We start from the raw sequence: 12,362 nt of genomic DNA, 5'->3' as shown, positions 1-12,362 counted from the left end.
TTAGTTTACGCCAGATCCTGTCCAAAAGATGGGGAGTAGCTCAATGATCCGGCTTAAAAAGGGAGGATGCGATGGGTTGGCTGGCGGATGAGACCGGGTTGGACAGAAACCCCGCGAATTACGTGCCCCTGACGCCGCTTTCGATGCTGTTGCGGGCGCGGAGAATCTTTCCCGAGCGGCTGGCCGTGGCCTATGGAACGCATCGCAAGAGTTATGCCGAATACCATGCCCGGTGCAGCCGCCTTGCCTCTGCGCTGGCGCAGGCCGGTATCGCGCCCGGCGACGTGGTGGCGACCGTGCTGCCCAATATCCCGGCCCAGGCCGAGGCGCATTTCGGCGTGCCGGCCTGCGGTGCGGTGCTCAATACCATCAACACCCGGCTGGAGGCCGGAACAATCGCCTATATCCTCGATCACGGCGAGGCACGGCTGGTGCTGGTCGATAGCCAGGCGCTGCCGGTGCTGCACGAAGCACTGGCGCTGATGACGGGCCCCGCCCCACGCATCATCGAAGTGCCCGATCCGCAGGCCGGGGTGCGCGCCAGCGGCGCGCATCAGCTCTACGAGGATTTCATTGCCACGGGCGATCCGGCGTTCGACTGGGTGATGCCCGACGATGAATGGGAGAGCATCGCGCTCAGCTATACCTCCGGCACCACCGGTCGGCCCAAGGGCGTGGTGACACACCATCGCGGCGCCTATCTCAGCGCCATGGCGCAGCCGATCTCCTGGCGCATGGTGCTTTATCCGCGCTACTTGACTATCGTGCCGCTGTTTCACTGCAACGGCTGGTGCCACACCTGGATGATGCCGCTTCTGGGCGGCACGCTGGTCTGCTGCCGCGACATCACCGCGAAGGCGATCTTTGACGCCATCGCCGACGAGGGCGTGACTCATTTCGGCGGCGCGCCCATCGTGCTCAACATGCTGGTCAATGCGCCGGACGCAGATCGCCGCGCCTTCGACCAGACCGTCGAGGTCTTTACCGCCGGCGCGCCCCCGGCCCCGGCGACCCTCGCCAAGATCGAGCCGATGGGCTTCAACATTACCCAGGTCTATGGCTTGACCGAGACCTATGGCCCCGCCACCGAATGCACTTGGCGCGACGAGAATTGGGCGGCGCTCGACCCCGAGAACCGCGCGGCCGTCAAGGCGCGGCAGGGCGTCGCGATGCCGATGATGGACGACATCACGGTGATGGCGCCGGAGACCATGGACCAGGTGCCGATGGATGGCGCGCAGCAGGGCGAAATCATGTTTCGCGGCAATGCGGTGATGAAAGGCTATTACAAGAACCCGCAGGCCACCGCCGAGGCCTTCAAGCACGGCTATTTTCACTCCGGCGACATCGCGGTCCAGCATCCCGACAGCTACGTCCAGATCGCCGACCGCGCCAAGGACATCATTATCAGCGGCGGCGAGAACATCTCCTCGGTCGAGATCGAAGGCACGCTGATGGCGCATGAGGCGGTATCGCTGGCCGCAGTGGTGGCCAAGCCGGACGAGCGATGGGGCGAGGTGCCTTGCGCCTTTGTCGAGCTGAAGGCCGGGCATGCCGCAACCGAGGCCGAGCTCATCGCCTTTGCCCGTGCCCGACTTGCGGGTTTCAAGACGCCGAAAAAGGTCGTATTCCGTGAGCTGCCGAAAACCTCGACCGGCAAGATTCAGAAATTCGAACTGCGCACCATTGCCAAGGACATTTGATCCTTCATGACTTTCCCGGCCATGCCGCTTTATCGTCTCGTCGTCTGCCTGGCGTGGCCCATCGTGGCGCTGTCGCTCCTGACGCGTGTGATCGCGCGGCGCGAGCGGCTGGCCGACTGGGGCCAGCGCACGGGACTGGCGCCGGGCCGGGGCAGCGGTCCGCATCTCTGGCTGCATGCCGCCTCGAACGGAGAGCTGACTTCGGCCCGCCCGGCGCTGCTGGCGCTACACGCGGCGCGGCCCGAGCTGAAATTCCTGATCACCTGCAATTCGCTCACCGGCCGGGATCTGGCGCTGGGCTGGGGTCTGCCGGGGCTGAGCGCGCGGCTGGCGCCCTTTGACACCCGCTGGGCGGCCGTGCTGCTCTGCCGGCGCTACGGCGTCGTCGGCCACCTGCTGCTCGAAGCCGAGTTCTGGCCCAACCGGATTGCTGCCGTGGCGCGCCGTGGCCTGCCGGTCATCGCCATCGGCGCGCGGCTGTCCATGCGCACCGCGCAGACCTGGCGCAGGCTCGGGCCGCTGGCGCGGCACATGCTGGCGCGGCTCACCTTCGTGTCTCCGCAGGACGAGGGGTCGCGCCGCCGCTTGGCCGAACTGGGGCTGACACCGGGGCAGATGACCGCCGTGCTCGACCTCAAGGCGTTTTACGTGCCACCGGCCGGGCTGACACTCGATCCCGATCTGCGCCGCGCCTTTGACCGTGACGCGACCTGGCTGGCCGCCTCGACCCACGAGGGCGAGGACGAGATCGTCATCGCGGCCCATGCCGCCCTGCTGACGCAGCGCCCCGAGGCCCGGCTGATCATCGCCCCCCGCCACCCCCGGCGCGGCGCCGAGATCGCCGCCATGGTGCGCGCCGCCGATCTGCCGGCGGCCCTGCGCTCGCGGGGCGATGCGCCCCGCGACGATGCAGTCTATATCGCTGACACGATTGGCGAAATGCCGCTATGGTATCAGCTCGCCGGCACCACCTTCATCGGTGGCTCGCTGGTCGAGAAAGGGGGGCACACGCCGTTTGAACCGGCGGTGTTCGACAGCACCCTGCTGCATGGGCCCGATACCAGCAACTTTACCCGCATCTACCGTATGCTCGATGTCGCCGGCGCCGCTATCCAAGTGAGCACCGCCGAAGAATTAGCGCGCGCACTGATCCAGGTGCGCCATGCCGACCGCCGCGACGCGATGCGCCGCAAGGCACATGAACAACTCGATCAGCCGGCCGATCTGGCCGAGGTCGTGACCCGGATTCTCGCGGCGCTGCCGGGTTGAGCGCCGCCGCGCGGCAGTCGGGCGGTTTTGCCGTCCCGCCGCGATTTCCCGGGTGGCAATGTGGGGGAATTCTTCTACCTTTGTTCTAGGGCAAGGAGGGCCGGTGATGTCGTTTCATGACAAGACGCAATTGCCGCTGGCCATTCGCGCCCGGCAAAAGGGCGAGATGCGCGCGCAATTCGCCGCGCTGTGTTATCGCGTCGTCAACGACAAGGCCCAGGTGCTGCTGATCACCTCGCGCGGGCGCAAGCGCTGGATCATTCCCAAGGGCTGGCCCAGCCATGGCGTCACCCCGGCTCAGGGCGCGGCGATCGAGGCCTGGGAAGAAGCCGGCGTGATCGGCCGGCCGCACGGCCAATGCATCGGGGTCTTTTCCTACATGAAGATCAATGCCCGCACCGGTGACCTGCCCTGTGTCGCGATGGTCTATCCGATTCGCGTCAAGCGGTTGGCCGAGGCCTTTCCAGAGGCCGGCCAGCGGCGGATGAAGTGGATGCGCCCGGCCCGCGCCGCCGAACTGGTCAGCGAGCCGGAGCTGCGCCAGATTCTGCTGTATTTCGATCCCCGCAAGCTGCGCTCGTGATCCGGTGTGACCGCGCAGCGAGTTGAACTTGCCCCACAAATGGCTATGTCTTTGTCAATCAAGGATCGGTCAGGACGATGATTCACTACGCGCTGAAATGCAGCGAAGACCACAGGTTCGAAAGCTGGTTCCAATCCGCCGCCGCCTTCGACAAGCTTCAGGCTGCGGGCATGGTGGCCTGCGCCGTCTGCGGCACCAGCAAGGTCGACCGCGACCTGATGGCGCCGCGCGTGTCGCATGGCACCGCCAAGCCGAAACCGCAGGCGCCGGCCAAGCCGCTCTCGACCCCGGCCTCGCCCGCCGAGAAGGCGCTGGCTGAGCTGAAAGCGCATATCGAGAAAACCTCGGAGGATGTCGGCCGCGACTTTGCCCGAGAGGCCCGCGCCATTCATCTCGGCGATGCCCCGAGCCGCGCGATCCGCGGTGAGGCCCGGCCCGAGGAGGCCCGCAAACTGGTCGAGGACGGCGTGCCGATCGCCCCCCTGCCATTCAAGGTCGGTCGCAAGACAAACTGACCCCCGGGCGCGGCCTGCGCCCGCCCCCACCAGATCGCAAAATCCGCGCCGCGCCGGCTTTGACCGGGGTGATTTCCGCTGTCCAGATCGCAGTGGAACAATCGGGTTTTGGCCCCATTGACTAATCCGACAAAATAAGTCAGCAATACGCAAAACCCATTCGTCGGGCGATCCTGCTTCGCATCGCCGGGTCTTGTTGCTTAGTTGAAAGGACTTTCCATGCGCCTCCGCTCCACCACCGCCCTCGCCCTTGCGGCCTGTGTCGCCACGCCTGCTCTTGCCCAGAGCAAGGCCGAGGTTCTCGACACCTATGCCGACATCGCCCAGGCGGGTTACGAGGACAGCCTGATCAAGGCGCGCGGCTTGCAGGCGGCGGTCGAAACCTTGCTCGGCGCGCCTTCGGCCGAGGCCTTGCAGGCGGCCAGGGCGGCCTGGCTCGAGGCGCGGGTGCCCTATCAGCAGACCGAGGTCTTCCGCTTCGGCAATGCCATCGTCGATGATTGGGAAGGCAGGGTGAACGCCTGGCCGCTGGACGAGGGCCTGATCGATTATGTCGATGCCTCCTATGGCGGCGCGACCGACGAAAACCAGCTTGCGGCGCTGAACGTGGTGGCCAATCCGGTCTTCACCCTCGGCGGCCAAGAGGTCGATGCCACCGAGATCACCCCCGCCCTGTTGCAAGGCCAGTTGCACGAGGCGGGCGCGGTCGAGGCCAATGTCGCCACCGGCTATCACGCCATCGAATTCCTGCTCTGGGGGCAGGATCTCAACGGCACCGACTATGGCGCCGGCAACCGCCCCTGGACCGATTACGCCACCGACGCGGCCTGCTCGGGCGGCAATTGCGACCGCCGCGGCCAGTACCTCAAGGCCGCCACCGATCTGCTGGTCTCGGACCTGGACTGGATGGCCGGTCAATGGGCCGAAGGCGGCGACGCCCGCGCCGCGGTGCTCGAGGATGAGGATGCCGGCATCAACGCGATTCTCACCGGCATGGGCTCGCTATCCTATGGCGAACAGGCGGGCGAGCGGATGAAGCTCGGCGTCATGCTGAACGACCCCGAGGAAGAGCACGACTGTTTCTCCGACAACACCCACAACAGCCATTACTATGACGGTCTGGGCGTGCGGAATGTCTATCTGGGCGAATATCTGCGAATCGATGGGTCGCGGGTCTCCGGCCCGGCGCTCTCTGATCTGGTGGCGGCGGCCGATGCCGGCGTCGACGAAGCGCTGCGCGCCAGGCTGAACGCCACCATGGTCGAGCTGGGCCAGATCAAATCCGCCGCCGAGGCGGGCTTCAGCTATGACATGATGCTGGCGCGCGGCAATGCCGAAGGCGAGGCGCTGATCATGGGCGCGGTCGAAGCGCTGGTCGATCAGACCCGCAGCATCGAACGCGCGGTCAGCGTGCTTGGTGTCGATCAGATCGCCTTCGAAGGCTCCGACAGCCTCGACGATCCCGACGCCGTTTTCCACTAACCCCTCAGGGCGGCCCGACCGGACGGCCGCCCGCCTGCCCGAGCAAAGGACCGCAGCCATGATCGTCTGCCAGTGCATGAACATCCGCGACACCGAGATCCGCGCCGCGATGGACTGGATGCGCGCCGCCGACCCCGACACGATCATCACCCCGGGCAAGATCTATCGCGCCCTGGGCAAACGCGCGGACTGCGGTGGATGTCTGCCGCTGTTTCTGGATACCATGGCAACCACCGAGAGTTACGAAGTTCCAGCCAACCTGCAAAACCTGCGGGACCGCAAGACAAGGAGACCCGTCAATGAAGGGCGATAAGAAAGTCATCGAATACCTGAACGCAGCCCTGCGCTCGGAGCTGACGGCGGTCAGCCAATATTGGCTGCATTACCGGCTTCAGGAAGATTGGGGATACGGCCGGATCGCCTCGAAATCGCGCGAGGAAAGCATCGAAGAGATGAACCACGCCGACAAGCTGATCGAGCGGATCATCTTTCTCGAAGGCCACCCCAACCTGCAAAAGCTCGACCCGCTGCGTATCGGCGAGACCGTCAAGGAATGTCTGGAGGCCGATCTCGCCGCCGAACACGAGGCGCGCACGCTTTACATCGAGGCCCGCAACCATTGCGATCAGGTCGGCGACTTCGTCTCCAAGAATCTGTTCGAAGAGCTGATTGCCGATGAGGAAGGCCATATCGACTTTCTCGAGACCCAGCTGTCGTTGCAGGCCGAATTGGGCGATGCGGTCTATGGCCAGCTTCAGGCCAAGGCGACCGACGAGGCCGAGTAATTCCGTCGCGCGTCCCGCCTGACGGGGCGCGCCTTTGGCCAAGGCCCTTCACATGCGATTTCCCCTACTGACACTGGCCCTGACCGGCGCCGGACTGGCGAGCTTTGCCGCCACCCCCGAGCTGGCCGAGCCGCATCTCAGCGTCCTGCCCCGCACCGAGGCCGAGCGCGCGCGCATCGCCGGTGTTACCGCGCCGCCCGGGGATTTCACGCAGCCGGAAGCCTTCGAGACCAACCCGGCTGGCGCCGCCACGGTGCGCGCCCGCACCACGCCCGATGCCTTTTCGCAGCCCTCGGGCAATATCGCCTTCGAGCGCGAGCTGGATTTCAAGGTCGGCAACGGGCTGTTCAAGAAGCTCTGGGTCTCCTCGCCCGCCTCTACCCTGGCCTCGGACGGGCTTGGCCCGGTGTTCAACGCCCGCTCCTGCCAGCGGTGCCATCTCAAGGACGGGCGCGGCCATCCGCCGGACGGGCCCGAGGATGACGCGATCTCGATGTTTCTGCGGATCTCGGTGCCGGCGGCGCCAGAGACGGAGATCAGTCGGATCGAGGCCTTCCTGCTGTCGCTGGGCGACGCGGCGCCGCGCACCCGGCCCGATCCGACCTATGGCGAGCAATTGCAGGACTTCGCCGTTGCCGGGCACCGGGCCGAATACCGGCTTGGCCTGCGGTACGACGAGATCGAGGTCGCGCTCTCCGATGGCGAAACCGCCTGGCTGCGTCAGCCCAGCTACAGCGCCGAGGATCTGGGATATGGCCCGCTGGCCGAGGGCGCCATGCTGAGCCCCCGTGTCGCGCCGCCGATGATCGGGCTGGGCCTGCTCGAAGCGATCCCCGCCGCAGACATTCTGGCGCTGGAAGACCCCGAAGACGCCGATGGCGACGGCATTTCCGGCCGGGCCCAGATCGTCTGGTCGTTTGAACATGATCGGCCGATGCTGGGCCGTTTCGGCTGGAAGGCCGGGGCGCCGACGGTGCGCGAGCAATCGGCCAGCGCCTTTGCCGGCGACATCGGGATCTCCTCGCCGCTGTTTCCCGCCCCCTGGGGCGATTGCGCCGCCGGCCAGCCGGCCTGCCAGCGGGCTCCGCATGGCGACGGCGACGCGCGCGAATTCGAGATCGACGCCGCCGGCCTCGACCTCGTGACCTTCTACAGCCGCAACCTCGCCGTGCCGGCGCGCCGCGATGTCGATGACAGCCAGGTGCTGCGCGGCAAGCGGATGTTTCACGACAGCGGCTGCGCCGCCTGCCACACACCGAAATTTGTCACTCACCGGCTTCAGGGCCAGCCCGAGCAGAGCTTTCAGCTAATCTGGCCGATGACCGACCTCCTGCTGCACGACATGGGCGAGGGGTTGGCCGACAACCGCCCCGAAGGCCGTGCCACGGGGCGGGAATGGCGGACCGCGCCGCTCTGGGGCATCGGCCTGACCGAGCAGGTCAATGGCCACAGCCAGTTCCTGCACGATGGCCGCGCGCGGTCGCTGCTGGAAGCCGTGCTCTGGCACGGCGGCGAGGCCCAGGCCGCCCGCGATGCCGTGGCGACGATGCCGAAAGCCGACCGTGACGCCCTGATCCGCTATCTGGAGAGCCTCTGATGCGCCACCTTCTGACCGCTGCCCTTTGCCTGCTCACCCTGCCCGCCACAGCCGGCACCCGCGAGGTGGTGCAGGATCACGCCCTGCCCCGTGTCGCAGGCTTTGCCCAGGCGGCGCAGGCGCTTGACGCCGCCGCCGCGCAAGACTGCCGGGCCGACACCCTGCGCCCGGCCTATCAGGCGACCTTTGATGCCTGGATGGGCCTGTCGCATCTCGGCCTCGGCCCGCTGGAAGAGGACGGCCGCGCGCTGACCATCGCCTTCTGGCCGGACAGCCGCGGGCTGGTGGGCCGCACGGTGCAGCGGCTGCGGGCCGAAGAGGATGCCGCCGTCGACCGGCCCGAGCGCTTTGCCGAAGTCTCGATCGCCGGGCGCGGGCTGTTTGCGCTGGAGCGGCTGCTCTACGAACCAGACAACGACGGCAACGGGGAGTACACCTGCCGCTTGGCGCAGGCCATCGCCGGCGATCTGTCGCGGCTGGCGCAGGAGATCGAGACCGGCTGGCGGACGGATTTCGCGGATCAGCTGCTGAATGCCGGCGCCGAAGGCAACAGCCGCTTTCTGACCGCGCGCGAGGCCTCGCAGGCCCTGTATACGGCACTGGTCACCGGTCTCGAGTTTACCGCTGACCAGCGGCTTGGCCGCCCCATGGGCCGCTTTGACGCCCCCAGGCCGCAGGTGGCAGAGGCGCGCCGCTCGGGACGGCCGTTGCGCAATGTCATCCTGTCGCTCGAGGCACTCCGCGGTCTGGCGCTTGCGCTCGCCGACCAGCCGGTCCCCGAGACCGAGGCCGCCTTTGCCACGGCGCTGCAAACCGCGCGGGCGCTCGACGATCCGCTGCTGGCCGGGGTCGCCGATCCGTCGGGGCGGCTGCGCGTCGAGGTGCTGAAGAACCGCATCGAGGAGACCCGTGCGGCCGCGGCGCGGGAAATCGGCACCGCGCTTGGCGTCAGCGTCGGCTTCAACGCGACGGACGGCGATTGATGCCCTCGCGCCGGGCCTTCCTCGCCGGGCTGGTTGCCGCCACCGGTACGCCGCGGCTGAGCTGGGCCGACGCCGGAGACCCCGCCTATCTCGCCGCCGCGCGCGCGCCCTCGGGCGGCCACGCGCTCTTTGGGCTGGGCGCCGAGGGGCAGGACATCTTTCGCATCCCCCTGCCCGATCGCGGCCATGCCGCCGCCGCCCACCCTTCTGCACCGGAAGCGGTTGCCTTTGCCCGCCGGCCCGGCCGCTTTGCGCTGGTGATCGACTGCCTTGTTGGGCGCGAGATCCGGCGGCTCGACGCGCCCGAGGGCCGGCATTTCTACGGCCATGGCGCCTTTCTGGCCGGAGGCGACATCCTGGCCACCAGCGAAAACGAGATCGAGACCGGCGCCGGCATGATCGGCCTCTGGTCGCGTGCCGATGGCTATGCGCGGATCGGCGAATATCGCTCCGGCGGGATCGGCCCGCATGAGATCAAGGCCCTGCCCGGCGATGTGCTGGCGATCGCCAATGGCGGCATCCGCACCCACCCCGACCAGGGCCGCGACAAGCTCAACCTCGCCACCATGCGGCCAAACCTCAGTTACCTTTCGACCCGGGGCGAGATGCTGGAGCAGGTCGAGTTGCCACCCGAGCTTTGGCGCAATTCGATCCGCCATCTGGCGGTGGCCCCCGACGGGCAGGTCGCCTTTGCCATGCAGTGGCAGGGCGCGCCCGAGGATGGCGTGCCGCTCTTGGGGCTGCACCGCCGCGGCGCGGCGCCGGTGCTGGCAGAGGCCGGCCTGGCCGAGCAGATGGCAATGCAGGGTTATGCCGGCAGCATCGCCTTTTCCGCCGAGGGCGCGCAGGTGGGCATAACCTCGCCGCGCGGCGGCCGACTGCATGTCTTTGACACACAGGGCCAATTCCTTGCCGTTCACCACCGGGCCGACATCTGCGGATTGGCCGCCGGCGCGCGGGGCTTTCTGGCCACCGACGGGCTGGGTGGCGTCTTGCAGGGCGACGCGGCGCGGCTCTCGCCGCTGACCCGGGCCGACCGCGCCTGGGACAATCATCTGGTGCGGATCGGCTGACACACCCCTGATACGAAAAGGGGGCCGCCCGAAGGCGACCCCCAAATCATCCGACAGGATGGCGTGACTTACATCATGCCGCCCATGCCGCCCATGCCGCCCATGTCGGGCATGCCTGCGCCGCCGCCGGCACCCGGCTTCTCGGGCTTGTCGGCCACCATCGCTTCGGTGGTGATCAGCAGGCCGGCGATCGAGGCTGCGTCTTGCAGTGCGGTGCGCACCACTTTCGCCGGGTCGATCACGCCGTAGGAGAACATGTCGCCATATTCTTCGGTCTGGGCGTTGAAGCCGAACTTGACGTCATCGCTTTCGCGGACCTTGCCGGCCACGACCGAACCGTCAACACCGGCGTTCTCTGCGATCTGACGCAGCGGCGCTTCCAGCGCCTTGCGGACGATCGAGATACCGACGTTCTGGTCGTTGTTCTCGCCGGTCAGACCTTCGAGGGTCTTCGCGCCTTGCACCAGGGCCACACCGCCGCCGACGACGATGCCTTCCTGCACGGCTGCGCGGGTCGCGTTCAGAGCGTCGTCGACACGGTCCTTGCGCTCTTTCACTTCGACTTCGGTCATGCCGCCGACGCGGATCACGGCAACACCGCCTGCCAGTTTGGCAACGCGCTCTTGCAGCTTCTCACGGTCGTAGTCCGAGGTGGTCTCTTCGATCTGGTTGCGGATCTGGGCGACGCGCGCTTCGATTTCCGCTTTCTCGCCAGCACCGTCGACGATAGTGGTCTCGTCCTTGGTGATCGAGATTTTCTTGGCGGTGCCGAGCATGTCCATGGTGACCGACTCGAGCTTCATGCCGAGGTCTTCCGAGATCACCTGGCCGCCGGTCAGGATCGCGATGTCCTGGAGCATGGCCTTGCGGCGATCGCCGAAGCCCGGTGCCTTGACGGCCGCGATTTTCAGGCCGCCGCGCAGCTTGTTGACCACCAGGGTCGCCAGCGCTTCGCCTTCGACGTCTTCGGCAATGATCAGCAGCGGTTTCTGCGACTGAATCACCTGCTCGAGCAGCGGAACCATCGGCTGGAGCGACGACAGTTTCTTCTCGTGCAGCAGCACCATGCAGTCTTCCAGCTCGGCAATCATCTTGTCCGAGTTGGTGACGAAATAGGGCGACAGGTAGCCGCGGTCGAACTGCATGCCTTCGACGACATCGGTCTCGGTCTCGAGGCCTTTGTTCTCTTCGACGGTGATCACGCCTTCGTTGCCGACTTTCTGCATCGCGTCAGCGATCTGCTGGCCGATTTCCTTCTCGCCGTTGGCGGAGATGGTGCCAACCTGCGCGACTTCGTGGCTGTCCGACACGTCACGTGCGGCCGCCTTGATCGCCTCGACGACTTTCGCGGTCGCCAGGTCGATGCCGCGCTTGAGGTCCATCGGGTTCATGCCGGCTGCGACCGACTTCATGCCTTCGCGCACGATGGCCTGAGCCAGAACGGTCGCGGTGGTGGTGCCGTCACCGGCTTCGTCGTTGGTGCGGGAAGCGACTTCCTTCACCATCTGCGCGCCCATGTTCTCGAACTTGTCTTCCAGTTCGATTTCCTTGGCAACCGACACACCGTCCTTGGTGATGCGCGGCGCGCCGAAGGATTTGTCGAGCACGACGTTGCGGCCTTTGGGGCCGAGGGTCACCTTCACCGCATCGGCGAGGATGTTGACGCCTTTGAGCATCTTGTTGCGGGCATCGGTATCGAATTTGACGTCCTTGGCAGACATTTATGTCTCTCCTTGACTTGAATTTCGTTGGGATTCAGGTGGCGCACCACCCGGCGACACTCAGGCGATGACGCCCATGATGTCGCTTTCCTTCATGATCAGCAGCTCTTCGCCGTCCAGCGTGATCTCGGTGCCCGACCATTTGCCGAACAGGATCTTGTCGCCGGCCTTGACGTCCAGGGCGATCCGGTCGCCGTCGTCGTCGCGCGCGCCTGCGCCCACGGCCACAATTTCACCTTCCTGCGGCTTTTCCTTAGCGCTGTCAGGAATGATCAGCCCGCCTTTGGTTTTCTCTTCGCTCTCAGTGCGACGCACCAGCACGCGGTCATGCAGCGGTGTAAATGCCATCTTTGCAGCTCCTTGGCTCAAAGTTCTGTTCCAGTCTCGCCTCCCCTCGGAGAGGCGTTAGCACTCACCCTGTTTGAGTGCTAACGGCGCATAGCTAGGCAGTTCACGAAGCTCTGTCAACAAGTGGAGCGGGAAAAAAATGCGCCGGGAAAGCCGGGCGGCGCCGGCCTGTGCGACACGCTTTCCATCTGGGGCCCGGAACGGCCGGATGCAACCTTGATGGCGCGAAAGGCGGATGGGCCCCGTGCCGCGGCGCCGATGTGTCCACGCCGCCATAATGGCTGGCGGGATTGCCAGCAAGCC

At 66.4% G+C, this 12,362-nt stretch carries 12 protein-coding genes; 10 read left to right on the top strand and 2 right to left on the bottom strand.

What is annotated here, in order from left to right:
• Positions 1 to 71: 71 nt before the first annotated feature.
• The 10 genes from PVW49_RS06785 to PVW49_RS06740 all read left to right on the top strand — a co-directional run bounded on the left by PVW49_RS06785 (position 72) and on the right by PVW49_RS06740 (position 9,990).
• Positions 72 to 1,703 carry an AMP-binding protein gene (locus PVW49_RS06785; protein ID WP_274590180.1) on the top strand — a complete coding sequence of 544 codons (1,632 nt, stop codon included), beginning with the start codon at positions 72 to 74 and terminating at the stop codon, positions 1,701 to 1,703.
• 6 nt (positions 1,704 to 1,709) lie between these two features.
• Positions 1,710 to 2,972 (top strand): 3-deoxy-D-manno-octulosonic acid transferase, encoded by a 1,263-nt coding sequence (locus PVW49_RS06780; RefSeq protein ID WP_274590179.1) that lies wholly within the window; start codon positions 1,710 to 1,712, stop codon positions 2,970 to 2,972.
• A gap of 106 nt (positions 2,973 to 3,078) precedes the next feature.
• Positions 3,079 to 3,555: an NUDIX hydrolase gene (locus tag PVW49_RS06775; RefSeq protein ID WP_274590178.1), complete on the top strand. Its 477-nt coding sequence runs from the start codon at positions 3,079 to 3,081 to the stop codon at positions 3,553 to 3,555.
• Positions 3,556 to 3,632: 77 nt separating this feature from the next.
• Positions 3,633 to 4,070 carry a DUF1178 family protein gene (locus PVW49_RS06770; protein ID WP_048529918.1) on the top strand — a complete coding sequence of 146 codons (438 nt, stop codon included), beginning with the start codon at positions 3,633 to 3,635 and terminating at the stop codon, positions 4,068 to 4,070.
• Positions 4,071 to 4,289: 219 nt separating this feature from the next.
• Positions 4,290 to 5,552 carry an imelysin family protein gene (locus tag PVW49_RS06765; RefSeq protein ID WP_274590177.1) on the top strand — a complete coding sequence of 421 codons (1,263 nt, stop codon included), beginning with the start codon at positions 4,290 to 4,292 and terminating at the stop codon, positions 5,550 to 5,552.
• Positions 5,553 to 5,610: 58 nt separating this feature from the next.
• Entirely contained in the window at positions 5,611 to 5,865 is a 255-nt protein-coding gene (locus PVW49_RS06760; RefSeq protein ID WP_074834382.1) for a (2Fe-2S)-binding protein, read from the top strand.
• Positions 5,852 to 6,337: a bacterioferritin gene (gene bfr, locus PVW49_RS06755; RefSeq protein ID WP_274590176.1), complete on the top strand. Its 486-nt coding sequence runs from the start codon at positions 5,852 to 5,854 to the stop codon at positions 6,335 to 6,337. The genes PVW49_RS06760 and bfr overlap by 14 nt, the downstream gene beginning before the upstream one ends.
• Before the next feature lie 52 nt (positions 6,338 to 6,389).
• Complete coding sequence (locus tag PVW49_RS06750; protein ID WP_274590175.1) at positions 6,390 to 7,934, top strand: di-heme oxidoreductase family protein; 1,545 nt, start codon at positions 6,390 to 6,392, stop codon at positions 7,932 to 7,934.
• Positions 7,934 to 8,917 carry an imelysin family protein gene (locus PVW49_RS06745; RefSeq protein WP_274590174.1) on the top strand — a complete coding sequence of 328 codons (984 nt, stop codon included), beginning with the start codon at positions 7,934 to 7,936 and terminating at the stop codon, positions 8,915 to 8,917. The genes PVW49_RS06750 and PVW49_RS06745 overlap by 1 nt, the downstream gene beginning before the upstream one ends.
• The gene (locus PVW49_RS06740) at positions 8,917 to 9,990 is read left to right on the top strand and encodes a DUF1513 domain-containing protein (RefSeq protein WP_274590173.1); all 1,074 of its coding nucleotides are present in this window, start codon (positions 8,917 to 8,919) and stop codon (positions 9,988 to 9,990) included. Before PVW49_RS06745 ends, PVW49_RS06740 begins: the two co-directional genes overlap by 1 nt.
• 68 nt (positions 9,991 to 10,058) lie before the next feature.
• On the opposite strand, the gene groL is transcribed toward PVW49_RS06740, so the two are convergent.
• Both groL and groES read right to left on the bottom strand, forming a co-directional pair.
• Positions 10,059 to 11,711 carry a chaperonin GroEL gene (gene groL / locus PVW49_RS06735; RefSeq protein ID WP_048529903.1) on the bottom strand — a complete coding sequence of 551 codons (1,653 nt, stop codon included), beginning with the start codon at positions 11,709 to 11,711 and terminating at the stop codon, positions 10,059 to 10,061.
• 60 nt (positions 11,712 to 11,771) lie between these two features.
• Complete coding sequence (gene groES / locus PVW49_RS06730) at positions 11,772 to 12,059, bottom strand: co-chaperone GroES (protein ID WP_048529901.1); 288 nt, start codon at positions 12,057 to 12,059, stop codon at positions 11,772 to 11,774.
• Positions 12,060 to 12,362: the final 303 nt, after the last annotated feature.

The organism is Marinovum sp. PR37 (assembly GCF_028807375.1).
Classification (GTDB): Bacteria; Pseudomonadota; Alphaproteobacteria; order Rhodobacterales; family Rhodobacteraceae; genus Marinovum; species Marinovum algicola.
The sequence above is the reverse complement of the archived record's forward strand: the minus strand, read 5'-3'. Positions and strand labels throughout refer to the sequence as shown.